Genomic DNA, 26,061 nt, shown 5'->3' on the forward strand with positions numbered 1-26,061 from the left:
TTTTATACTTGCATAACGATTAATCCATCATAAGACTTTTCAAGCGTTTTAGATATTCTAAATCATTTTTCAAATAATGAGAAGGACTCAAATTCATGTCATAATACACATCTTTTCCGTGATCTGGATATCTCGGTGAAATAAATACTTCTCCTAAATGTCTCAAGCTCAGACTTTTTTCATGCTTTTTCTGATAGGCTTCTTCTAGGGATACTACTATATCCATTGCATTCTCGAGACATACTTGAGATAGCTGATAAATAGTATTTTTTGATGCATTTCGAATAAACGTAGGCACTGTATAAGGAAGTATCAAATTAACAGATGGTACTAAATTTGTTTTAAGATCCTCTCCCCTCCATAACGTATCTCCACCAATAAATGGATATAAAGAACTTTCGTTAAACCAAACTCTTAGCTTTGGTATAAAATAAGCACAATCTACTTCTCTATGCTGCATATCCATCAGTTCTTTACCACGTCCTGAAAGAATCCCTACAATAATTTTCTTCACATGAATATTTTCTTCCTTAAAAATAGGATCAATCACTTTAATTCTATATCCTTTATTCAATAAGTCATCTACTAAAATCACCGGTCTATTAAAAGAACGAATCATCTTCACTTGATCATCAAGATGTAGATAATAAGGATAGGCAGTAACATGGAATTTTTTCACATCTGGTTCAAAAACTTTCTCTGTATGCATAGATTTTGTTACTGTATTGGGAATAGTAGCACCCTTTAGTATTTCTCCAAAGGGAACACACATGCTATCTCCTAATTTTCTCGGGATCGTTGGAATAGTAGAAACACCATTTTCCTCACAAATTTTAGTGATTAAATTTTCATATACCATGTTCCAATCAAAGGATAAAACCAAATGCCCAGGATAAAGTTTTGTAATAGCTTCTTGAAGTTTTCTTCTAGAACTTCTTATAACCTTCCTTACATGTTTATTACTTCTAAATGGTTCTTTTATAATAGATTCTATATTTAAATACAAGGTACATGGCTGAGTCATATTTACTGCAAAAACAGAATTTCCTCTATGGGAAATATCCTCAAATCCTTGACATTTTAGTACATCATGCATCGGTTTAGAAATAAATCCTTCTATCATATTCTTATAAACGGCATAAGTATAATCTTTAGGAAGGGCATAAGCAAAAGTTTCTGTTAGCATCATTTGTTCCATATTTTTGAATTCTGTTCTAGCATTCACGAAAATACCATCTATTACCAATATCCTTCCAACAGCATGCCTTCTTACATACTCTGAAATACTTTCATCTTGAAACTCCTTAAAAATCATACTTGAACGAAGCCAATGAAAAGTTGCAAATCCAAGGATTTCTCCATTCCTTTCAACAGAACGTAAAAGCAGTATTCTTGGATTTAATTTTTCTGAAAAACTTTTTAGTTTCTCATATGCTTTATCAAATTTCATAAAGGATAAATTAGCTAGTTCTCTCAAAAATGTATCTGTTAATTGATTATGTATTTCTACGGATACAGATTTTGTCTGTACCAATGTTTTATATCTAGGTTCTCTTCTATACAAACCTTTTTCATAAATAAAATTCTGTGCAATAGGGTCAATCAAACTTGAAATATCCCTATTTTGATCAATATAATTTCTAATCTGAGTAGAACTAATATCCTCATATTGTGGTGGTAAAGATAATCTTACTACCTTATTATTTATTTTTTTTATAGCCTCATCTATTCTTATGTCCTCTTCTTTAAGAAAGGATGTGCTCTTTCTTTCAAAAATAACATGAGAAAAAGAAAGGATAGAATCTTCATCTGTTTTCTTTTTATAGGCAGAAGCATTTAAAACAACATCACTCCCCACAACAATATGTACATCTGAATAGGGAAATGATTCTCTTAATCTTTTCAAATCATATGGATTAGATATATTTACAGGTATATCTTGTGGATATAAGTAAATCCCTAATTCATCTGCTATAGACATTTTTATAATGTTTCTTCTCATAAAATGAGGCTGGGTTTTTTTAGACCAAGAAAATTCATCTACAGCCAAATATACCTCAAAACCATGAGAACGAATTTCTTTTGCAATTTCTTTATGACCTAAAGAAAATGGATCAAAGGTTCCTGGGAAAAAAGCAACTTTTTCTTGTACCTTAAGTTCTATTGCTCCCTTATAAAAGATATAGTCAGATATGAATCGATAAATATAATTCAATCCTCCAGCATGGGTAAAAAAGGTTAAATTATTATCTTCCTTTTCATCTCCTATTAATGTAAGTAATTTTTTTGCACTCAATAAAAATATATGATTTTTTTGCTCTAATGTAAGAATTTTTGAGCCAAAAACATCCTTCCCAATCACTCTAAAAGCTGTTTGTTTTACTTGATTATTGTAATGAACCAATCCATTTTGCAATATTCCAAGCATTTTTACAAACCGTACATGATATTTTTCTTCTTTCTCTTGAAATAAATCTTTATACTTATGATAATTTTGGGTAGCCACACCTATGGTCTTAAGGAGGAGCGTATTAGTTTGTGGGTTCACCTGTTTGATTTTTTCAACCAAATCCTTCATCAACTCATCAAGCTCTATAGGCTTTAGATAAAGAATCAGCTTTCCAAGATAATCTGGTATATACTTTGCAAATTGGTATCCTTCTACTTCTAGCCCACGAAGAAGTTCAATCACTACATCATTTCTCTGCTCAAAGGGTATATGAGGAACAATGGTAAGTAGTGCCTTCCCAGCATGATTTCTTACAGTTTCACTGGCACTAACCTTTAAAATGTTGCAATAATGAAGAGCAGTATAAAGTCCTGTTTGCTCTAAATGGTTCATTGTATATTGAAGCAAAAAATCTATCTGTACTTTTTTCACTACAGATCTAGTAGAGGTTTTTAAATTGCTTAGGAACATATCTGATATTTTTTGCTTATCTTCTTTATATTTTTCAATAAACTTTTCATCTAGATCAATATATTTTGACATTTTAAATAACAAATAATTCTCTGCAAAGGATTGATTATTTTGTATGTTTTTCGTCAATATGTTTTTAAAAACATAAACGATTTTTGAATCATGTTGAAATTTCTTTAATATATAATAAATTGTCTCAAAGGCATACAACCTTAAGTCAGAATTACTGCATAAAAGCATCTTCTGAATAAACTCGATTAATTGATTTACTGTATCCTCGTAAGAACTGTTAAAAGGAAAATATCTAGCCGTTTCTAATAAATGTATATTTATTTCTTTATCTTCATAATATTTTTCATAATATTTTAGTAGCACTGACATATAATCATCTGCTTGATTTTTAGAACAATGGTAAAATAGAGACTTAATCATATTTGAAATACTATGTCCTAAATAAATGCGATGAACAGGTATCGTTTGAGGATCTGGATCAATTAATAGCTGCAAATATTTATCAAGTAAAATATTGCTACTCACCTCAAAGGTCTTTAAATCAGCATTTTCAGGAACCTCTTTTCTATAGGACTCATCAAAATTTGCAATTAAAAGACCCATAATTTCTGCACACTGCTTTCTTATATCCTCTTGTGCATGCATCAAATATTCATATACAAAATTTAAGGTAATCATTTTTTGTTTCTGAGTCATATAAGTAGAATATTCTTCAAATACATAAAGGTACCCTCGTAAGTTATTTGCATCTTCTTCACTTCTAGCACTCTCTAAAATAGCATTTAAAGAAGACTCATCTCTTAATTTGTGCATTAACTTTATATTGTGTTGAATAGATAGATATTTAATATTTTCTATTACTTCTTTTCCTTGCATTAAAGCATACTGTATATTTTCCATATTTAATGGTATACAAATATTTTCATCTTCTATATCTGTATGAATTCCTAGATGAATCATATACTCCTCAAAGTCTTTTAACTTTCCATAAACTCGATGATATCTCTTTTCCTTTGCTTCATCTACATGATCTAATTTTTTTAGAATCACATCAAAAGATTCTTTTAAACTAAATATATGCATTTTACCATTTTTCTTTTTTACACGAAAATCACAATAAATTAATATCAGAGATTCTAATGATAAATTTTCAAGCTCTAAATCCCAAGTAGAATGATTCACAGCAATATTTCGAATGTATGTAATATGTTTTGTTTCAAACCATTGGTCTGTATAATAATAATGGAGATAGGGTGTTCTTTTTCTTTCATTTTCTCTACATCCAAACTTTCCTATATCATGACCTGCTGCCGACCCTGAAACTCTTCCTAAATCTACAGGAACTCCCATCTCTTTTAGCTGTCTTCCTATAAAAAGTGCTAGATTATGAACCCCACATATATGATCTAGTGTATTGTATCCAATGACTTCTTTATTTAATTTCATCATTTCATAAATACAATCTTCTTCAAAAGCCCTCTTAAACTTTTTATATTCATGAATACTTTCTATTTCTTTTTCTTCTTTTTCCGTCAAAAACTCAATCGTATATATAGGGTCAAGTATTTCTTTTTCAAACTCTAAAACAATAGATAATACCTTTAAATAAATTCTACAAGGCCTATCTAATCCAGTATTCAACTCAATATCAACGGCTTTTGGAAATGATTTATTAAGAACAAACTGATAAATATAATATAACCATTTTCTGGGTGCATTCTCTCTTGCCAAAGAATTCATTATATTTTCACATAAATTAAGTACTCTTCCACATGTAAAATCTTTCTTTTCTATCATTTCTTTGATTTTTCCATGTAAATTTTCACCCTGTATATATTCTTTCGAAAAACCAAATTTTAATAATTCCTTTGAAATATTTTTGTATAATCTATCCACCAATAAATTCTCCATCTTTCCCCTCCTTCATCAGTCCTTTTAAAATCCTTAACCCATTCATATAATGATCTGGAGCTATATCATAAGTCCAACTACATATATAAAGTCCTATATACCCTAAATAAAATTTCATTTTTTTATAAAAACTTTCCTCAATTTTAGCTGTTTCTTGGTATCCTTCTAGAAAAGCTTCTTCATATCCACTCTTTTTTAAAGAAAGGATATAATATAAATAAACCATATCTAAATCCTTATCCCATGGAAAGCTTTGTTCAAAATCAATAATCCCTGCAAGATTCCATCTATCTTGTACTTTTTTGATCATTACATTTCTCATATCATAATCATTATGACACAATACAGCTGTTTTTACATCTTCTAGAATGTATATTTTTTCCTGTATGTATTTTACCCATTTTTCATGAAGCTTTCTATTGGGAAGATTTTTTTCAAATAACGTTTTCACTACCGTATCATACTTATTTTGAAAAACTTTTCTATAGCATTTTCCATCTTCTAAAGGGTTTCCATCTTCATCCCAATTTCCAAAAAAATCAAAGGTTTTTAAATTATGAATTTTTCCTAATTCCTTTCCCATTTCTTTAAATATACTCCATTGATTTTGAGCACTGATTTTCTCTTGGATTTTTGAAAAAGTATTCCCTTCAATAAATTCTGTAATCATCCATTCTTTTTCATGGCATATTCCATAATCTATAATCTTAGGTACTTTTATTTTACTTTCTTGCAAAAGCTTTAATGCTGCTACTTCTCTATTCCATCTGTTTTTCTTAAAATAAAGCTTAAAAATCACAGCATTTTTATTTTCGTCTGTCACAACATAAACCATATGTCTCTGTAAATGATGATTCCCTACAGGCTTTATCGAAACTTTTTTATGAAAAACATTGTGAATTATTTTTCTTGCTTCATATTCCATAGATCCATCCAATAATAATCAACTCCCAATCCACCTTCTTAACTTAGTTATAAACCATCACTCCGTGTTATATTCAAACTTTTTTCTTGCAAAACTCCGAATTTTCTTTCTATCATTTTACCAGAATTCTCTCCATTTGCATAAGTATTTATGAATTTTTGTATACAATTACTTGCAAATCCATTGGTTAAAAATGCTCTAATTGATTCATATAACAAAGAAGTTTATGACTTCTTTCTCTAATCACTTACTATTCACTAAGTTTATAAAAAAAATAGTGAAGTAAATAAAAAAAACGTTACGCAAATTCAGTTTGCATAACGGTTTTTTTAGTGCTAATATAACTTCTTAATCACTTCATCATCAATCTTAAAGGTATGTTCTTCTCTTGGAAATGCACCCGTATTGATTTCTTCTATATAACTTTTCGTAGCCTCTACAATAGACTCATTTAAATTAGCATACTTTTTCACAAACTTCGGTGTAAAATCCGTATACATTCCTAATAGATCCTGTGTTACTAAAACTTGTCCGTCACAATATTTGCCTGCTCCAATACCAATGGTAGGAATTTCTAGTTTTTCAGAGATAAGCTTGGCTAATTTTTCTGGAACGCATTCTAACACAATGGAAAACACACCTGCTTCTTGTAACAACAATGCATCTTCAAGGATTTTTTTTGCTGCCTCTTCACTCTTTCCTTGAACCTTAAATCCTCCAAACATATTGATAGATTGTGGTGTAAGTCCCAAATGCCCAATAACAGGAATCTGTGCTTTTACAATTCCTTTTACTTGATCAATTACATCCCTTCCACCTTCAAGCTTTACTACATGAGCTCCACCTTCTTGTATCAATCTGCCTGCGTTTCTTACACTTTCCTCTACACTAACATGATAAGATAAAAATGGCATATCCCCTACGACCATGGCACGTTTTACCCCTCTTGAAACAGCCTTGATATGATGAATCATATCATCCACTGTTACCTGTAAAGTATTTTCATATCCAAGCATAACCATTCCCAAAGAATCCCCAACTAATAAACTATCTACTCCTGCTTCATCTAAAAGCTTTGCTGTAGAATAATCATATGCCGTAAGCATAGATATTTTTTCTCCATCTTTTTTTGCCTTTTGAAATGAACTTACTGTAAATTTTTTTGCCATTTATTCCACCTCTTTTAAAATATTTTTTAGCTCTTCAAAGTCTTTATTTTCATCTTTCTTCTTTGCTAGTTCTAAAGTTTTTACTCCCATTATTTTATAAAAATCTAAAACTCCTATATTTTGCTTAACGGTCCCTAAATGCTCTAAATTTTTCAATTCTTCTATGTGTTTTTTAACCGTTCCTACATCTCCCCGTACAATAGGTCCTGTCAAAGCATCTTTCGTTCCTAAACCATTAATATTTTTGATTGTTCCCTCAATCAGAGGCAATAATGCCTTATAACCTTCTCTTTTATCAATCCCAATCGTATCAAATAAATACAATCCATAATCCATTAAGGTTACTAGATAGTTTGATACAACACAAGCTGTCACGTGATAAATGCTCTTTTGCTCCGCCGTTAGCTTAAAATAAGGATTCCCAAGTTTTTTTAGCATATCCTCTAATACATGAAGCTTTTCTTTATCCCCTTCAATACTAAAATAAGTACCTTTTAAATCATCTACAGCCTTTTCTATATCTGCAAATGCTTGCAAGGGATGCATTGAATAAATAAAACACCCAGACTTCTTTGCCCTTTTTAAAATATTTGAAGAAGATGCTCCACTCATATGGACAAGAATTTTTCCTTCAGATAATACATTTCTTTCTACTAAATCATCACAAACTTTAGTAATAGCATCGTCACTTGTAGTAATAAATAAAATATCTGTACTCTTTACAAGGTCAGTCTCATCTAAAACCGCTTTGCTTCCTGTAAGCTTTGCAGATTTTTCAGCTGATGAAAAGGTTTTACTAAAATATCCATAAATTTCAAAACCCTGATTTTTTAAATATATTCCAAATGATGTTCCTACCTTACCTGCTCCAATAAATCCTATCTTCAAATAATCCCTCCAATCAAAATTTCTCAAAATCAAAAAACCCTTTTTACATCCAATTGGACACAAAAAGGGCTTCAATACAAAGTCACAACAAATACCTTGTGTAAAATTTTTCTACATCAAGATACTCTTCTAATAACCTCTTTCGTCCCTGTCCAATGGATCAGTGCAAAATACGTTATTTCCCATATTCATTTTGAAATTTAAAAATAATAGTTTGACTCTTTCGATGTCAACTAAGGTCATTGTAGCATATAATATTATTTCGTTCAAATAGTTATTTTAACAATTCATAGCTACTCATGAGTACAGGCATATTTAAATTTTCAAGAACTCTTTCTAAAAGTACCCCTTCTCTTTGTGGATAATCAAAACCATAGCTTGCTCGAATAGCTGATGTAATAAATTGCACACTACGATCTAACGCCACAGGTAGACTATCTCCCTGAAGCAAGCTTCCAACTAATACACTCGTAAACCCATCTCCTGTTCCTGGAAAATGGGCTGGAATATATAAACAGCTTACTTTCCAGAATCGATTTACCTTTTTATCATAAGCAATAACACTTGTATTTTTGCTTTCCTTACCATCTGGAACACTAGTAATAATCACAGTTTTAGGCCCCATATCTGACAATCTCACAAGCCATTCCTTCATTTTTTCCTCTGAAATACCTTCTTCATAGGATTCTCCAAGTAGATACGCAGCTTCTGTAAAGTTAGGGGTAATAATATCTGCCTTTCCAATAAGCCTTTTCATATGTTCAACCATTTCTTGATCCATAGTAGCATACATTTTGCCATTGTCCCCCATCACTGGATCAACCACTTTTAAATTATCATCATTTCCAAATACGTCGATAAACTTGGAGACAATATCAATCTGCTTCGTTGATCCTAAAAAGCCACTATAAATACAATCAAAATCTATCCCAATTTTTTCCCAATGATGAAGATAGCTTTCCATGGTATCCGTCAAATCTACAAAACTAAAATCCTCAAATCCTCCAGTATGGGTAGATAAAACTGCTGTAGGCATAGGACAGACTTGAACCTTCATAGTAGATAAAATAGGTATAATCATTGTCAAAGACGCTCTTCCAAAACCAGATAAATCATGAATTGCAGCAACTCTTTTTACAGGTTTTTGCATACATCCTCCCCCTTTACGATACATATCGATAGGTAGTATATCCTTTGTAGTCTACCACTTCAACATTTTCATCATTTTTTAGTTTTTCAAATATCTCTTCTATTTTCTCACATTTTCTAGATTTTAAGAAGCTTTCAATTTCATATTGATTCATAGGATGTCTTTTAATAATACTAAGAATCGCTTTATAGTCATCTTTTTCTTCACTATAAAACCCTTCTGAATCAAGCATATCTATGGATATACCTCCTAACAAATTCACTGCTAACTCTATTGATTCTTTTGATGCAGCTTCTACCCACTTTTCCGCTGGTGGTCTTACAGGGGTATTAATATATAATCTATTATAATTTATGTTTTTTAACAAATCTTTTATTTTCAATAAAGCTTCTTCATGATCGTTAATCTCTTTCATAATCATAGTTTCTATCCACAATTGTCCCTTATATTCCTTTGAAAAAGTAATTAATCCTTCATATACATGCCTATATTTTATCCTTCCAAAAGGTCTATCAATCTTTTTAAAACTTTCTTCATCGTAGCCATCAAAAGAAGGAAGTACAATATCTGCTTCATACAAGGCTTCTCGTACATCTTTTTCATATAAAAGAGAACCATTCGTAATAACAGCAACAGGCTTTTTTGTCAATTTTTTAAGACCCAATATAAGTTCTTTTAGATCTTTATACAACGTAGGTTCTCCTTCTCCTACAATTGTTACTACATCAAATTTTATTTCTTCCTTTAAATAATCTTCAAATTCCTTCAAAATTTCTTCTGTCTTAAAAAAGCTTTGACGTGTATTGGTCAGCTTATTTGTTCTTCCAAGCTGACAATATATACATGAATAATTGCAGCATTTTCTAGGAATAGGACTAACGCCTATAGACAAACCCATTCTCCTTGATGGTACTGGTCCAAATAAATATTGATAGGTTTTCATTTTTTTATCTCCTTTTATTTTATATATGTATTTTGGTTTTTTTCAATGCAGTAGCAATAGGTAATCCAAAAAGCATAGCTGCAAAGATTTGTATTGCCATACCAGGTATAGACGTAATCGGCGCAACCCAATTCCCAAATAAAATAACTTCTGCTACATAATAACCTACAATCATCCATATACCTCCGACTACAATCCCCAATATATTCCATAATACATCATTTCCTTCTCTTCCACAAGCATATGCAATAGTTCCCATAAGGTATGCCATAGATCCTTTTATTAGAAAAGTAAATGGTGCCCATTGCACCCATCCCCCAAGTAAATCAAAAAAGCACATACCAAAACTCGCCGCAATAGTCCCATATTTTCTTCCAAACAAAAGAGTAATGATCACTACCATAGCACTTCCTAAATGAATCAATCCACCATTAATAGCAATAGGTAATCGGATATTAATAAACATAGTAGCAATAAAAACCATCCCGATAAACAATCCTGATAAAACGATTTCTTTAGTTTTACTATTCCCTTGCACACTCTTTGAACAATGATTCATTAAGTTCTCCCCCTTTTACATCGATACAATTTATTATTTTTTCCTATTTTTTCTAATATTATTATATGTTAATTTGAATTGTATTGCAACAAAGAATACAATTTAAACTCCATCCTTAATTGTATCGTTTGAAACAAACTAAAAAAACCCTCTTGCTACTAAAATCTAGTAACAAGGGGGTTTTGATCTTTTTAATTCCTTAAAAATCAGCTTTTTTCATTCTATTTCTTCTATTTAATACAATCATTCCAATAAACACAATTGCTCCAAATCCTGTAAACATGACTGTACCCATTTGTCCTTCTGGTACAAGTTTACTTAACCATCCATTCGCATTTAAGAAGATTACAGTAATAGCTGCTGGTGCTACTATTTTAATGATTAAATCATATAACCCTTTATATTTAAATGCAAATAATCCATTGCTCGTAATCTCTTTTACTGCATTTTCAGTACCCCATACCCATCCAACAAAGATGCATACGAATAAGCCACCTAATGGTAAAAGTATATTTGATGCTGTATAGTCAAATACATCAAAGAATGTTTTTCCACCAAACATAGTGATTCCACTCCATGCTCCAAAAGATAATACACTTGGAATAGATACTAAGTAAATTACTACAGCTAATAAAAGAGTTGCTTTCTTTCTTGTTAGATTAAACTGCTCTGTAACAAATGCCACAACTACTTCTAATAATGAAATAGTAGATGTAAGAGCTGCAATTCCTACAAGTAAGAAGAATAATGTTTCAAATACCGCACCAAATGGCATTTCTCTAAATACTGCTGGTAATGTGATAAATATTAGTCCTGGTCCTGCATTTGGTTCTAATCCATATGCAAATACTGCTGGAAAAATTACTGTACCTGCCATCAATGCAATACAAGTATCTGCAATCGTTACTTGAAATGCTAATTTTAATATATTTTCCTTTTTATTAATATAACTACCATAAGTTAATATAATTCCCATTCCTAAACTTAAAGAATAAAATGCATGTCCTAAAGCTTCAAGTACACCTTTTGTTGTAAGCTTTGAAAAATCAGGTTTAAATAAAAATTCTAATCCTTTTGAAGCTCCATCTAAAGTTACCGAACGAATCATAAGTCCTACTAATATAACTAATAATACAGGCATCAATATTTTACTATACTTCTCAATACCATCTTTAACTCCTGATAAAACCATGAAAGCTGTAAATGCAATTACTAAGAAAGTACAAAACATAGGTTCAATATTGCTTCCAATCACTCCACCAAAATAATCTCCCAATTGTTCTGGCGCTATAGTGATTAATTCTCCTGTAATAGACCTACCTAAGTATGAAAAAATCCAACCTGCAATCATAGCATAATAAGATAAAATGATAAATGCTGTCCCAATAGCTATATATCCTGATAAATACCAAGGTTTTTCTGGTTCGATTGCTTTAAAAGCACCTGCTGCATTTGATTGTGTTTTTCTACCTAATACAAATTCTGATACCATAACAGGTAATCCTATTAATGCAATACAAAATAAATAAACTAATATAAATGCTGCTCCTCCATTTTGTCCTGTAATAAAAGGAAATTTCCATATATTACCTAATCCTATAGCAGACCCTGCTGCTGCTGCCAAGATTCCTAACCTTGACCCAAAACTATCTCTTTTCATTTTTTGTCATTCCTTTCCGTTTTCAACATTTTGAAAATTTTAAAAATTCTAAGTATTATTTGTGGCTTCCTGCGTTTTATTTATAAATTCGAATGCGCATTCTTTTTTTCAATAAAAAAATCTTCCATTCCTATAAACATTCATCGAATATTCATAGGGACGAAAGATACTATTCGCGGTACCACCCTACTTCGCAATAAAATATTGCCTCATTATTCCGGTCGAAATAAAGTATATTGTATACTTATTTGAACCCTAGCCTTATATTGGAGGCGACCATCCTCATCTACTCAGAATTCTTTTCGACTCGGCAGCTCGGGAGTGATCATTACATACTAGCTTTAACACTAACTCTCAGCAAATGTTAGCTCTCTGTAGTTAAACACATAATATTTTTCTCTCCGTCTTCACTTTAAATCAATATAATTTGTAATTTAGTGTTTATTATACAAACATTCTTACAATATGTCAATACAAAATTTTCATATTTTTTATATTTCTATAGTAGTAGAATCAATCCATTTCCAATCAGGCTTTAGTTTTTTCACATCTTCCACCAATTTATAAAGGGCTAAATCCTTTTGTTTTGCTTCAATCATCACATCTATGTCTTGATGATGTGGAACACATTTTTCTATAAATATTATAAAATCACGAGGATTTATATAATCAGCATGTCTTTTATCTAATCTTCCTTCTTTAGGACTTGAAATATGAACTTTAGGAGGAAAATATTCTCCTTCCCATGTATAAAAAATTCTATCTAAAAAATCTTCTATTGGGTGATTACCACTATTACATACATGATGATGAATATCTAATACCATAGGAACACCAATTTCTTTACAGAGTGACAAAGTTTCTTCTGCTGTAAATAATTTATCATCATTTTCAATGATTAACCGATTTTTAATGGATAGAGGTAATTTATGAAAATTTTTTACAAAACGTTCTATTGCCTTGTCTTTTCCTCCCTGGCCACTCCCAATGTGAATCACCATTTTTCCTTCTTTGTAATTCATGGCTTCAAACCAATAATCATGCAAAAGAAATTCTTTTATGGTCTTCGCAACCACTTCCTCCCTAGTGCTATTTAATACATTAAAATGGTCTGGATGGGTATCTACACGCATATGATGTTTTTTTATTAACTCTCCAATTCTTTTTAAATCTATTTTAAAATATTTTTCATATTCCCACTTGATTACATCAGGATGAGTGGCAAGGGGAATAAGCTTTGACGTAATTCTATAAAAATGAATATTATTTTCTGCATTATATGAAAGAATTTTCACTAAATCCTCCATATTAGACCGAGTAACTCTTTTCAATTCGTTTATTCGCTCTTCTTCTATAAGCTTTTTATATCTGCTGTAGGTCAATTGACTAGAAGCCGTTACTTTAGGAAGCTTCAATGCAATAGCTACATAACCTAATCGAATACGCATAGCATCTCCTCCTCTTCTCTAGTATTTACCTAAAGAATATAATTCACTCAAATAAAAGAACCTTCTATCTTTAAATAAAATCACATAATTATATTTTCATGTATAAAAATAATATTTTTTAAAATAAATGCTTTAGGTAAAATCTTTGATTTTCAATAAAATGTATTTTATATATTAATTTGACATTATTTCAATTTTATACTATATTTTTCTTATATTGATAAAATGCCTAAATTTGGTGTTTTATTCTTTTTTATTGATTAGTTGCATATTTACCTATCTTATGCTCCTATACAAACAAAAATTGTTTTTCTAAAAAATTAAACAAAAGGAGTTGAATCATAAAATGATCACAAATGTCGCTATCAAGGAAGTTGATTACTATCATCCTAAAAATGTTATAACCAATGAATTTTTTATTAATCATTTTGAAAAACAAGGAAAAAATATCCGTCCATTATTAGAATTTACAGGAAGAAGCAAAAGATATATTTCTAATAATAAAAAAGAAAATATGCTAACAATGGGTATTGAAGCTGCTAAAAGAGCCCTAAAGAAAGCAAATTTAACTGCTAAGGATCTAGATTTAATTGTATTCTCTTCAGGGACTCCTGAATTTGTTCAACCTACTAATGCCCTTAAACTTCATCATGCTTTAGGTGGAAAAGAAAAAACCATCGTCTATGATATGAATTCTAATTGTGTTGGCATGGTAGTTGCTCTTGAACAAATTAGTCGATATATGAAAAATAATCCTAAAATAAAATATGGAATGATTGTTGGTGCAGAACAAATGAATAGATATGCACGATATTCTGAAGAAATTCCCTATGCAAACTTTGGAGATTCAGGCTGCGCTGTAATACTCGAAAATACAGCAAATTCAGATAGAGGGTTTATTGATTCTGATTGGTATACAGATTCTTCCATGCATGAATTTATCACCCTTCCAGCTAAGGGTTTTTCAAATATATATAATAATCATTTACCCGTTGAAGATAAATTAATACAATGGGTTCCTTTTAATACAGACAATGCATTTATTAGTGCGAAAAATTCCATAGAAAATCTTTTGGTTCAAAATGATTTAACAAAAAAAGACGTAAAAAAATACTTTCTATCTCAATTTGCAAAAAAGAATATAGATTTCATCAAAGATGAACTCAAAGAAGAAGTTGATAAATTTCCATTTGTTGGTGATGATTTTGGATATACGGGAACCACTAGTCCATTTATAGCATTAGCAAAAACTTTAGATAATGGTGAATTAGAAAGAGGAGATGTGATTATTTTTTGGTCAGTAGGTTCAGGAATTACTGCCTCTTGTGTATTATACAGATATTAAAATTTTTATTAATATATTTTACTTAGTATCTTCACTTTAAAAATAAAGCTACTTTAAAACATAAATAAGGCTCCTAAGTTTGATAGGAGCCTTTTAAATTTACTTTTCTTTATTTAAATATTAAATTGTCCAATCTGTTGTTGCAATGCTTGTGCTATCTGAGCAAGATTTTGAGCATTTGAAGCAATTTCTTCAATAGCTGCCATTTGTTCCTCTGTAGCAGAAAAAACCTGTTGTGTATCTGCAGCACTTTCTTCTGTAAGTCTACTTACATTATTCATAGTTCCTACAATTTGTTCTGATCCAACAGCCATTTGCTGACTCATTGCTGATACTTCTTCTATGTCTGTTGCAATACCATTGATTGCTTCATGTATTTCATCAAAAACACTCCCTGTATCTACAACAGTTGTAGAACCCTCCTCTACCGCTTGTGCTCCTTTTTGCATTAAATCTACAGCTACAATTGTCCCTTTCTGTACTTCATCTATTAGCTGTGTAATTTGTCCTGCAGCATGACTTGATTGTTCTGCGAGTTTTCGCACTTCTTCTGCTACAACTGCAAATCCCTTTCCTAATTCTCCTGCTCTAGCAGCCTCTATAGCTGCATTTAAAGCTAAAAGATTAGTCTGTTCAGCAATCCCTGTAATCACTTGGACAATATTTCCTATTTCCTTTGAATTATTTCTTAATACTTCTGTTGCTTGAACAGATTCTTTCATGACAGCTTGAACATGACTCATTTTTTGAATAGCTTTTTCTACTGAATTTTTCCCATTTTCTACAGCTTTTTCAGCATTTTTCCCTACTTCATTTGTTGTTTGAGCACTTTTAGCCACCTTTTCAATATGCATTGCCATATCATTAATCGTTTGTGTAGTTTGTTCTACAAAGACCACTTCATTTTCAGCACCTTTTGAAAGTTTTTCCATAATTTGTGTAACCTGCTCTGCCATAGAATTGGATTCTTCAGATGAAGCTGCCATCTGTTGAGAAGATGCACTTAAATTATTAGCAGTACTTGATATATGTTGAATCAGCTGTCTTAAATTTTCTTTCATAATATGAAGATTTCTACCCATACTTCCAATTTCATCTGAGGTAACACTGGCAAAATCAATATTCAAATCATTTTGAGCAATGCTTTTTATAGCTCCTTCAATTTGTCCAATTGTCTTTCTTACATTATTCACAAAAATGTAGGAAAAGGTAAATGTAACATAAACAATACAGAAAACAGCAATAATAGAATGTAATATAAACTGATCTGGAATAATCACTCCACAATATATATCATAGACTAAATACGAATATGTAAAAGCTCCCATAATAACAATAGATAAAAAACCTACAAATATTTTTTTAGATAATCCAAATTCCATAAAATGATGATGTTCCACTTGAATATGCCCTAATTTTTTGTCAATAAAAATATCTATAATATACTTTTCAGCTGTAAGATAATTGGTCATAAACCCTACTGCACCTAATATGATTGCAAAGATAGACATAGCTATACAATGTTCTTTTGTTACAGGTACAAAGATATTTATAATAAGCAATGCACTTGATACACCAAGTAACCACCTAAAAAACATAACCATTCCTTCTTTAAAAGGAAAAACCAACAATCTCTTTTTTATATTTACCAATTCTTTTTCTTCTAATATCTGTGATCCATATAATAATTCTAAGTCTTCATAGATTATTTTTCTTCTTATATAGACTCCTACCGCTATGTTTAAGCCAATAGCAAGAGCTGCTGAAATAACTGTATATAATAATCCTTCATCAATAAATCCACCTAAAACATAAATCACATATATTGACACAGGGATTACCACTAAATAAGTTATTGCTTCTATTCCTAATGTCATTCTCCAAAATAATTTTTTTGCATTCAATCTTCTCCCACCTTTCTATACTTGTCCCATAATATTATACTGTATATGTTTGTCACATTTTGTAAAAATTTGTAACCACATCTTGATTTTTTCAAAATTTTATGTTTCTTTCAGGAAGTAATAATAAAATGCAAAATAAAAAGCAGATGACCTAAATCATCTACTTCTTGTCTTACTATGCAACATGTTCTTTTTTCATATTTTTATTTTCTTTTTTTACTTTCCTCATAAACATTCCAAAGAATACTAACGCTAGAACAATACCTACTATATTGGAAAATGATGCAGCTAATTTGAATCCCTCTTTTGCTTGTAAAATATAAGCTGTTGTTACACCCGTCATAAATGTTGCAGGTATACTACAAATCCAATGGTTTTTCCCTTTTTGAACTAGATACGTTGCTGCCGCCCAAAGTACAATCATGGCAAGGGTTTGATTTGACCATGAGAAATATCTCCAAACAATGCCAAAATCAATTCTTGTAAGAGCTACACCTACTGCAAATAACGGAATAGCAATATAGAATCTGTTCATTGTCTTTTCTTGCTTTAAGTTAATAGCATCTGCAATAACAAGTCTTGCACTTCTAAATGCAGTATCTCCTGATGTTATTGGACAAGCGACTACGCCAAGCATAGCAAGGATTCCACCTATAGCTCCAAGAAGTGTTGTTGATATTTCATTTACCACAACCCCTGGTCCACCGTTTGCAAGGGTTGCAGCTAATCCTTCTGTTCCTCCAAAGAATGCCATAGATGCAGCTGCCCAAATTAGCGCAATAATCCCTTCTGCAATCATTGATCCATAGAATATTCTTCTTCCTTCACTTTCTTTTCTTACACATCTAGCCATAAGTGGTGATTGTGTTGCATGAAAACCTGATATAGCACCACAGGCAATAGTTATGAATAAGAATGGGAATAATGGTGTTCCTTTAGGATGAAGATTGCTTAATGTAATCTCTGGGATAGTATATCCTTTTGCAATAATTCCTACGCCAATACCAACTGCCATGATTAAAAGAGATGCTCCAAATATTGGATAGATCTTTCCGATTAACTTATCTACAGGAAGTACTGTAGCAAGTAGATAATAAATAATAATCATACCAACTAATAATGTTTTACTAAGTCCTGTTAGATTTGCTAAAAGCCCTGCAGGACCCATTACGAAAACCACACCTACTAATACTAATAGTACTACACTGAAAACTCTCATAACAGTCTTGGCAGTATCTCCTAGATAAATCCCTACAACTTCTGATATACTCGTTCCTTTATGACGAATAGATAGCATTCCTGAGAAATAATCGTGTACCGCGCCTGCAAAAATACATCCAAATACAATCCATAAGAATGCGGCTGGTCCCCACAATGCACCTGCTATGGCTCCATATATAGGTCCTAGTCCTGCAATATTTAAGAATTGAATCAAGAAAATCCTTGGCCAACTCATTGGAATATAGTCTACACCATCTTCCATAGATATTGCTGGCGTAGCTTTTTCGTTATCGATTCCGAAAACGTTTTCCACAAATTTACCGTATAGAAAATAACCTAAAATTAAAATTGCAATAGATAAAATAAAAGTAAACATATGCGCTCCTCCTTTGAATAATATTTCTTTATGCTTATTATATTTTAAAGCTTCATTAAAAGGAGGCATTTCGTAATGAAATGAATAAACTGACACATGAAATGCAAAAAAATAAACACGAAATTTCATTCGTGTATAAATTTAAAATTATATTCCCATAATTCTTCGAAATTCCTTTATTTTATTTCTACTAACAGGAATTGCTGTATCCAAATCTTCAAGCTTCACATTATATGTATTATTAAACCAAGGAACAATTTCTTGAATCTTATCAAGATTTAAAATGTATGAACGATGACTTCGAAAGAATTTACTTTTTGGTAACTTCTCTAAAAAATGAGAAATATTCATCTTGGCAATATATTTTTCATCCTTTGTGTAAACAATAGTCTCCCTTTCATGGGCTTCACAATAATATATATCCGTCCAATCTATAACAATCATTTTTTCATTTTTGCATAAAATAATCTTATCCCTCTTACAGCCTATATCCGTTTCTTCTTGATCTTCAAGTTTTTTTAATGCATGAATCATTCTTTCCTTTGAATAAGGCTTTAAGATATAATCAGAAGCATATACTTCAAAAGCTTCTACTGCATATTCCTTATAAGCTGTGATAAAGACAATCTTTGGTTGTTCTTTAAACTTAGCAATTAATTTACTAAATGTCATCCCATCTAAATTTGGCATATTAATATCTAAAAATATAACATCTACCCTATTTTTCTCTAAAAACTTTAGTGCACTTAAAGCCTCTTCAAATTCCTCTAGAATTTCAATAGAACTATATGCTTTAATAAAATATTTTAACTCTTCCCTAGATGGATATTCATCCTCTACAATAATACACCTCAAAGGTTACCCCTCCTTTTTATAAATTTCAAAGGATATCCTTGTTCCTTTTTGAAGTCGTTCAATTTTAAGACCTCTTCCATAAATAAGCTTTAATCGATTGTGCACATTCAAAAGCCCTATACTACCTTCTTTCGTCTCTCCTTTTTTTACTCCCATAATCACTTCTTCTTCGATTCCAACGCCATCATCTTCTATGATAATCTTAACCTTTTCTTTTTTTTGTTTTACACTAATCCTTATAGAACCCTTATCCTGATGCCCTTTTAATATCCCATGCTTTATAGCATTTTCAACAAGGGGCTGTATGGTAAGACTTGGGATTTTTATATCTATTGCATCGTCTATATCATAAATAACATTTAATTTATTTCCATATCTTGCCTTTTCTATTTTAACATATGCTCTCACCTGTTCCAATTCTTTTTTTAAACTTACCAACGCATCTCCTCTTTCAAGATTATATCTTAAATAAGTAGATAAATCGATCATTAGTTCACGAGCCCTGTCTATATCCATTCTCATAAAAGATACAATAGTATGTAACGCATTGAATAAAAAATGTGGATTAATTTGTGCTTGAAGAGCTTTAATCTCAGATTTATTCGCCATCTCCTTTAACTTTTCAAGTTTACTAAGTTCAAGCTGGGTGGAGATCAATTGGGATAAGCCATCTGCTAGACTTATATCTCGAAAGGTTATGTGATTTTCATCCTCATAATATATTTTCAAAGTTCCAATAACTTTTTCATTTTCTTTAAGGGGAACAATGATTGCAGACTTTAATGGACAATTTCCATCTATACAATCTATTTCTGCAGAGGTATTTAAAACTTCAATAGTTCCTTCTTTTATGACTCTCTCTGTTGCCTTTGTCAAAATAGACTTTCCTACTGTATGATGGTCTTCTCCACTTCCTACATGGGCACGAATTTTTTTTCTATCCGTTATAGATACAGCATCTGCTTTCACAGAAAGCTTAATAATCTCACAAACTCTTTGTAGAGAATTTTTATTTACATCGCGAAAATAAGGTAAAGTTTCATTAGCAATCTCTAAAGCATGCTTTGCTTGCTTTGCCGCAATCTCTTCTTCTGCCTCAAAAATATTTTCTGTAATCATAATCACAATAGCAATCCCTATCCCATTGATTAAGACCATAGGTACATAAATTTGTTTTACAATAGTTAACGCCAAATGAAAGGGTTTTGAAAGCAATAAGATAAAAGACATGCTTAAATGCTCTACTAAAATTCCTCCTAATAATCCATAAAACCATCTATTTTTAGTGTTTGATTTCTTATAGATGATTCCAGATAAATACCCTCCAATGATTGTCGCTAAAGCGCATGGAAATGCTGTAATCCCACCTATATCAATCAAAATTCTATGTGCTCCTGCAAGAATTCCTCCAACAATTCCTACAAAAGGTCCACAAAGAATTCCCCCTACAATAACACCAATATTTCTCGTATTAGCAATAGCTCCACGTACATCAATTCCTACATAGGTTCCAATAATCCCTATTCCTCCAAATACAAAAGCAAGAATTAACGTTTCCCCTCTTCTTATTTTATCCTTTTGAATCATCTGACGAAATGCATTCAATTTAGAAATAAAAAATGCGATGACAATCACATATCCTAAATTGTTGATAAGATGTTTTAATAATTCTATCAAGTAGATCAGCTCCAAAAATATCTTTGTCCAATTCTGTGAACGATTAGTTTCATTATATCACCAATCATTTCTTTATTTAAGACGAATTATAGGGCTTTACTTAGTAAAAAATAAGAAAATTCCTCAATAATGGTTAAAATTTATTGCCTTGTTTTATCCTTTGTATTCAAAAACTTCGGTCTTTTTTTCGCTAGGTTGATATCGCTTAAAATATACTGCTTCAAATCTTGAAAATTAAATGGCGCAACAGGAGAAAAATAAGGTATGCCAAAGCTAGTAAGTGAACATATGTTGATAATAATCAATGTAATGCCCATAATAAATCCAAACAATCCAAATACTCCTGTAATAAAAATCAAAATAAACTTTAATATACGAATAGGGTTCATGACCGTATAATCTGCTGCAACAAAAGAACACATCATCGCTAAAGATGCAATAATCACCATCAGTGGACTAATAAGACCTGCTGCAACTGCTGCTTGGCCGATAACAATGGCTCCAACAATACTGATAGCCGCACCCACCTGTTTCGGAAGCCTTATACTAGCTTCTCTTAGAATTTCTGTTACAAACTCCATCAACACTGCTTCCACCAATGCATTGAAAGGAACAGATGCTCTAGATGTTGCTAATGCCAAAATATATTGGGGTGGAAGAATATCAGGATGAAAGCTCACCACTGCAACATATAATGAAGATAATGTTAAAGATATAAGAAAACCTTGTACTCTCAAAATCTTAGAAAAAATAGCTAAATACAGATTATCATAGTGATCGTCACCAGCATCTAAAAATTCAATAAATACTTTTGGAACAACCAAAACTAGATTACTACCCTCAACAATAATAGTTATCTTTCCTTCTAGTATATGTGCACATGCTGCATCTGATCTCTCAACAATACCCGTCTGAGGAAATAAATCAAAAACATTATTTAAAATAAACTTTTGGATATATCCTGCCTCCAATATACCATCTACCTTGATATCCTTTAATCTTTTGGTTACTTCCTTTACATATTTTGGATTTACAATATCTTTTATATAAATGAGTGAAACATTTGTCTTTGTCCTCTTGCCAATAATAAATTTATCCATCCTTAAGGCTGAATCTTTTATTCTATAACGAATCAATGACAAATTGGTCTCCATATTCTCTGTAAAAGAATCCCTAGACCCCCTTAAGGTAGCATCTATTTCTGGGGCTTGAATAGATCTTTTTTCAACCTTTAGCGTGTTTGCTATAATGTATTTTTCATCGGTAGATAAAATAATAATAGATTTTCCTTCAAAAATATAGTTCATTATTTTATTTTCATCACTATCAATGACAATGTCATCTATATAAATAATAGAATTTACCATTTTATCTATTGTAAAACTTTTTTCTCTTCCATTTTGTAATATAGGTTTTATAATACTGTTTGATAGTTTTTCTCTATCTGTAAGCTCAGGAATGTAAAGGATATACACCTCTGCATTGAAAATAGATAACCGTCTTACAGATATACCCAAGCTCCTATCATTACATTCTTTTATTTTATCTATAAATTTATTTTTCTTCATCCCATTCACCCTTTAGTATTTGTTTTTTGCATCCGGGTCTACTAGATTCTCATTTACAATTTTTGTCTTTACCTGAACCTTTACATCAACATCTTTAAATATTTCTTCCCATTTTATTTTTCTGTAAACCTTAGGGTAATCCGCTCTAAAATATTTTGCAAACCCAAAATAATCGCATTGGAATTCATTTTGTGCTTTCTTAATTGCACTCACAATACTGCTTTTTACTTCTTCAGAGATAATTTTTTCTAACCTTTTAATTTCTTCATCACTTATTGGTGTTGAATAATATTGATATCTCAGTATGGCCTGTAAATCTAAATCTATATTAATAGCAATCTTTCCATTTGTATAATTTGTCTTAATCTTTCTTTTCTTAACATTTGTTCGAAAGGAATATACATTTCCCTTATTTTCAGGATTATGTATAGCTTCCACTAACATAGGATTTTCTCCTAATAGATACAATATGCCATCTGTATCTACAATATCAATCACACCAATTAGTTTTGAATCTTTCATAACTGCAAGCCCTAAATAGGCTATAGAACCTTTCTCTTTTCCAATGTAAGGTAGTAAATAACCAACTTCCTCTAATGCAATATCAGAAAGGAGTTCTCCACAAGTTGGATATAAAGCTTTTCCTGTGTTTGATAAACTATTAATAATGTCTTCTATTAAAAAACCTACAGATATATGTTTTTCTACCTTGGTATCAAATAATTCTGTGGGGCTTTCTCTACTTACTACAGTTAACAAAGTCTTTCTATAATCATATATATGTCCTATTCTATTTAAATAAGGTTCTATCCCTTTTTTAGCAAAATTTTGTCCAAAAACAACTACTCTTGTTACTCCTAAAAATACAGGAAAAGGATTGATAGCATCATAGTGTATCCTAGCTTCTTCAAAAGTTTTTCCATAGGATAAAAGTCTATATACATTCCCTGTTTGTGCCTTTTCTTTGGCTTCTGGTGAAGGAGTCAGGTTAGCAATTTCACCCGAAAATTGCACATTTTCTCCAACTTGATCTACTCCGATAGAAATAGTAATACATTTTTTATCTACATCCTCATAATCCCAACAGCTTGTTAAGCATAAGGAAAATACAGCTATTATTAATAATTCACTAATTTTTTTGATCATATTTTCCCACCTTCGTAATAAAAAATAATATACTTGGTATGATTCCCATAACCAATAACCCATAGTAACTCATATACTCAAGTACTTTTTTTACTTGTCCATAGGTAGTAGGCATTTGAGACACAATAAAAGCAAAAAAAACTACAATAAAACTAAGAACATTAAAGTTTACCTTTTTAAATAATTTACTCAAAAGAACAATGGCTCCATAAGCCCATATGGTCATAGTACAAAATATAGCCATAATCCATGCAATCAAAAATATACCATCTAATCTTCTTATAAACTGAAAAGCTGGTATATCTACTCTTCTGATTGTGGCATATAGTGCATCATCATAATGAACAATCTCATCCACACCGATTACAGAAATACAAGATTCTACGACCATTATATAAAAAACACCTATAAACATTACCATTAAAGCTGTATATTTAAATATTCTCTTGTTATTTTTTTTTGTAAAAGGAATGATGGTAAGTATCTCTATTCCTAAAAATGGAAAAATCATATTTAACGTTGATTTTAAGTATAATGGTAAATCTTCTACAACAAAAAATGGTCTTATGTTTATTAATTTCCCTTGGGTAAATAATGATATATGGATCATCACGGCTGCTATAATAATGATGATTCCATAAATTTCACAAATTCTTGCAATAACACGAAGTCTCTTTATCAAAGCATAATATACAACAAAAAGAAAAAATAAGCAGACTGCCCATATAGGGGTTTTTAATAATATAGTAAGTTTTATTGTTTCAGATGAAATTCTTGTTAACATAGCAAAAACTATAAAATAATAGCATATATATATTCCCATAAATACATATGTAACAATTTTACCTGTTAAAATTTCACTATATTCGTAAATTATCTTGTTTTTATGAACATAGCTAAGATATGTAATCATATAAGCAAAAATTACTGTTATAGCTGTTGCAACTAGTACAGAAAACCATCCTGCTGTTCCTGCAGTTTCTGCAACATTTTTGGGTAAACCCATGATGCCATATCCTATAAGAACACCAAAAATAATAAAGACAATTTGTCTGTTGGTTAAGGAATCATTCAAAAGCACTCACCTCTATAATCTTAGCTTTTCCATTTATAGTTAAACAATTCAGGTTTTTTTATAAAAAAAAGACTTCAGAACATTTTCTGAAGCCCTATAAAAATCTTTACTTTTTTAGTTTAACAAATAAACCTTTACATTATATGCTCTACCAAAATCCCTTACTTCTTTCATTTGTTTATTCCCTATATCCCCTAAATAGATATCTACCGTTTTCCCTTTTACGCCTCCACCTGTATCAGCTGCCAAATAAATACCATTATATTTTGCTCTCCAATCCTTGTCATCAAATAATACAAGTATTTTGCTCCCTAATGGAATCGTCTTTTGATGTACAGCAACAACCATTGCTTGTTCCCAATTTTTACCATTTAAGTTGTATCCCGTTCTTGTAAAACCTCTATATTTTGACCCTACAGCTTTTCCACAGGAAGCAATAGATAAATCATAAGCTGTAGCAGTATATCCATCTCCAAGATATGTAGCATTTTCTATTATTTCTTTAAAAGTATTTGCTAATATAGTTTCACCATTTTCTTGAGAATTTTGTTTAGCTACTTCCCTTACAAAAGCTTTCTTAAAAAAATCTTCATGGATAAGCTTTGCTTCTTTTGCATAAATCCAACCTTTTTCTTTTTTATCCCATGTAATGTAAAAATAGCCATCCTGATAATCATCAATCCTTATAGTATCATTTTTATCTAATTTTTCTATTACTTTACTATTTCTTGATGGTTTTTCATGAACTTTTGCGTTTTCAGATTGAATTTTTCCTTTTTTATAGATAGGTGACGTAATAATCACTTCAGAAGGTACCCAACCAATTGCTTCATCTTCCATAGCTAATTGATACCAACTTCCTTCTTCTTCTACTACTGTAATTTTTGTTGCAAATCCTAATCTTCCCATACTATCAGAATGAATATTTGGGTCTTTACGCACTTCTACCGTTCCTGTATTAACAATTCCATTTTCTATTAATTTATTATTCTCATCCTTAGTCAATATACATTCACTATGGACCCAGCCAAACATTCCATCTCTCGTGGAAACTTCATACCATTTTCCTTTGTTCCCTTCAATAAATACTTCTTCTCCTAATCCTAAAGGACTTAAACTTTGTGATGAAGTTCTCGCCTCTTTATATAAAACTACATCCTCATCAATTACAATTCCAGTTACAACTTCTTGTGCATAATTTTCTGAAGGCATTAATACTATACACAATAAAATAATAGTAATCATAAATAAACTCTTAAAAATATTCATCAAAAAAGAATTCCCCCTTATTTTGTGTAAATTTAACATT

General features: G+C 30.9%; 18 protein-coding genes and 1 other annotated feature. Of the genes, 1 reads left to right on the forward strand and 17 read right to left on the reverse strand.

Annotation, left to right across the window (positions count from 1 at the left end; genetic code table 11):
• Window positions 1-19: 19 nt before the first annotated feature.
• The 9 genes from K7H06_RS17885 to uvsE form a co-directional block, all read right to left on the reverse strand.
• Complete coding sequence (locus K7H06_RS17885; RefSeq protein ID WP_223037371.1) at window positions 20-4,843, reverse strand: nicotinate-nicotinamide nucleotide adenylyltransferase; 4,824 nt, start codon at window positions 4,841-4,843, stop codon at window positions 20-22.
• Window positions 4,821-5,780: a phosphotransferase family protein gene (locus K7H06_RS17890; protein WP_223037372.1), complete on the reverse strand. Its 960-nt coding sequence runs from the start codon at window positions 5,778-5,780 to the stop codon at window positions 4,821-4,823. The genes K7H06_RS17885 and K7H06_RS17890 overlap by 23 nt, the downstream gene beginning before the upstream one ends.
• Window positions 5,781-6,103: 323 nt before the next feature.
• Entirely contained in the window at window positions 6,104-6,937 is an 834-nt protein-coding gene (gene panB / locus K7H06_RS17895; RefSeq protein WP_223037373.1) for a 3-methyl-2-oxobutanoate hydroxymethyltransferase, read from the reverse strand.
• Entirely contained in the window at window positions 6,938-7,825 is an 888-nt protein-coding gene (locus K7H06_RS17900) for a Rossmann-like and DUF2520 domain-containing protein (protein WP_223037374.1), read from the reverse strand.
• A gap of 274 nt (window positions 7,826-8,099) precedes the next feature.
• Window positions 8,100-8,975 (reverse strand): pyridoxamine kinase, encoded by an 876-nt coding sequence (locus K7H06_RS17905; RefSeq protein WP_223037375.1) that lies wholly within the window; start codon window positions 8,973-8,975, stop codon window positions 8,100-8,102.
• A gap of 13 nt (window positions 8,976-8,988) precedes the next feature.
• A complete protein-coding gene (locus K7H06_RS17910) occupies window positions 8,989-9,918 on the reverse strand; it encodes a radical SAM protein (protein WP_223037376.1) in 930 nt (309 codons plus the stop codon).
• Window positions 9,919-9,937: 19 nt separating this feature from the next.
• Window positions 9,938-10,477 carry an ECF transporter S component gene (locus K7H06_RS17915; protein WP_223037377.1) on the reverse strand — a complete coding sequence of 180 codons (540 nt, stop codon included), beginning with the start codon at window positions 10,475-10,477 and terminating at the stop codon, window positions 9,938-9,940.
• 199 nt (window positions 10,478-10,676) lie between these two features.
• Window positions 10,677-12,137: a sodium-dependent transporter gene (locus K7H06_RS17920; RefSeq protein ID WP_223037378.1), complete on the reverse strand. Its 1,461-nt coding sequence runs from the start codon at window positions 12,135-12,137 to the stop codon at window positions 10,677-10,679.
• Window positions 12,138-12,289: 152 nt separating this feature from the next.
• Window positions 12,290-12,554 (reverse strand) — a binding site (T-box leader).
• Between the two features lie 74 nt (window positions 12,555-12,628).
• Window positions 12,629-13,585 (reverse strand): UV DNA damage repair endonuclease UvsE, encoded by a 957-nt coding sequence (gene uvsE / locus K7H06_RS17925; protein WP_223037379.1) that lies wholly within the window; start codon window positions 13,583-13,585, stop codon window positions 12,629-12,631.
• A 346-nt stretch (window positions 13,586-13,931) separates the two neighbouring features.
• Here uvsE and K7H06_RS17930 point away from each other — a divergent pair, with 346 nt between their 5' ends.
• A complete protein-coding gene (locus K7H06_RS17930) occupies window positions 13,932-14,930 on the forward strand; it encodes a ketoacyl-ACP synthase III (protein ID WP_223037380.1) in 999 nt (332 codons plus the stop codon).
• Between the two features lie 113 nt (window positions 14,931-15,043).
• On the opposite strand, the gene K7H06_RS17935 is transcribed toward K7H06_RS17930, so the two are convergent.
• From K7H06_RS17935 to K7H06_RS17970, 8 genes are all read right to left on the reverse strand, one after another.
• A complete protein-coding gene (locus K7H06_RS17935; RefSeq protein WP_223037381.1) occupies window positions 15,044-16,834 on the reverse strand; it encodes a methyl-accepting chemotaxis protein in 1,791 nt (596 codons plus the stop codon).
• Between the two features lie 175 nt (window positions 16,835-17,009).
• Entirely contained in the window at window positions 17,010-18,431 is a 1,422-nt protein-coding gene (locus K7H06_RS17940; protein WP_223037382.1) for a carbon starvation CstA family protein, read from the reverse strand.
• Window positions 18,432-18,578: 147 nt separating this feature from the next.
• Entirely contained in the window at window positions 18,579-19,286 is a 708-nt protein-coding gene (locus tag K7H06_RS17945; RefSeq protein ID WP_223037383.1) for a LytR/AlgR family response regulator transcription factor, read from the reverse strand.
• A gap of 3 nt (window positions 19,287-19,289) precedes the next feature.
• Complete coding sequence (locus tag K7H06_RS17950; protein WP_223037384.1) at window positions 19,290-20,963, reverse strand: sensor histidine kinase; 1,674 nt, start codon at window positions 20,961-20,963, stop codon at window positions 19,290-19,292.
• A gap of 140 nt (window positions 20,964-21,103) precedes the next feature.
• Window positions 21,104-22,531 carry a spore germination protein gene (locus K7H06_RS17955; RefSeq protein WP_223037385.1) on the reverse strand — a complete coding sequence of 476 codons (1,428 nt, stop codon included), beginning with the start codon at window positions 22,529-22,531 and terminating at the stop codon, window positions 21,104-21,106.
• Window positions 22,532-22,543: 12 nt separating this feature from the next.
• Entirely contained in the window at window positions 22,544-23,677 is a 1,134-nt protein-coding gene (locus tag K7H06_RS17960; RefSeq protein WP_223037386.1) for a Ger(x)C family spore germination protein, read from the reverse strand.
• Window positions 23,661-24,752, reverse strand: coding sequence for a GerAB/ArcD/ProY family transporter (locus K7H06_RS17965; RefSeq protein WP_223037387.1), 1,092 nt, complete (start codon window positions 24,750-24,752; stop codon window positions 23,661-23,663). Before K7H06_RS17965 ends, K7H06_RS17960 begins: the two co-directional genes overlap by 17 nt.
• A gap of 114 nt (window positions 24,753-24,866) precedes the next feature.
• The gene (locus tag K7H06_RS17970; protein WP_246637725.1) at window positions 24,867-26,021 is read right to left on the reverse strand and encodes an SH3 domain-containing protein; all 1,155 of its coding nucleotides are present in this window, start codon (window positions 26,019-26,021) and stop codon (window positions 24,867-24,869) included.
• Window positions 26,022-26,061 lie beyond the last annotated feature (40 nt).

Source organism: Crassaminicella profunda (genome assembly GCF_019884785.1).
GTDB classification, from domain to species: domain Bacteria; phylum Bacillota; class Clostridia; order Peptostreptococcales; family Thermotaleaceae; genus Crassaminicella; species Crassaminicella profunda.

Coding starts and splice junctions, on each gene's coding strand:
- K7H06_RS17885 (WP_223037371.1), bottom strand. CDS start 4,843: ATGGAGAATTTATTGGTGGATAGATTATACAAAAATATTTCAAAGGAA.
- panB (WP_223037373.1), bottom strand. CDS start 6,937: ATGGCAAAAAAATTTACAGTAAGTTCATTTCAAAAGGCAAAAAAAGAT.
- K7H06_RS17905 (WP_223037375.1), bottom strand. CDS start 8,975: ATGCAAAAACCTGTAAAAAGAGTTGCTGCAATTCATGATTTATCTGGT.
- K7H06_RS17910 (WP_223037376.1), bottom strand. CDS start 9,918: ATGAAAACCTATCAATATTTATTTGGACCAGTACCATCAAGGAGAATG.
- K7H06_RS17915 (WP_223037377.1), bottom strand. CDS start 10,477: ATGAATCATTGTTCAAAGAGTGTGCAAGGGAATAGTAAAACTAAAGAA.
- K7H06_RS17920 (WP_223037378.1), bottom strand. CDS start 12,137: ATGAAAAGAGATAGTTTTGGGTCAAGGTTAGGAATCTTGGCAGCAGCA.
- uvsE (WP_223037379.1), bottom strand. CDS start 13,585: ATGCGTATTCGATTAGGTTATGTAGCTATTGCATTGAAGCTTCCTAAA.
- K7H06_RS17930 (WP_223037380.1), top strand. CDS start 13,932: ATGATCACAAATGTCGCTATCAAGGAAGTTGATTACTATCATCCTAAA.
- K7H06_RS17940 (WP_223037382.1), bottom strand. CDS start 18,431: ATGTTTACTTTTATTTTATCTATTGCAATTTTAATTTTAGGTTATTTT.
- K7H06_RS17955 (WP_223037385.1), bottom strand. CDS start 22,531: ATGAAGAAAAATAAATTTATAGATAAAATAAAAGAATGTAATGATAGG.
- K7H06_RS17960 (WP_223037386.1), bottom strand. CDS start 23,677: ATGATCAAAAAAATTAGTGAATTATTAATAATAGCTGTATTTTCCTTA.
- K7H06_RS17970 (WP_246637725.1), bottom strand. CDS start 26,021: ATGAATATTTTTAAGAGTTTATTTATGATTACTATTATTTTATTGTGT.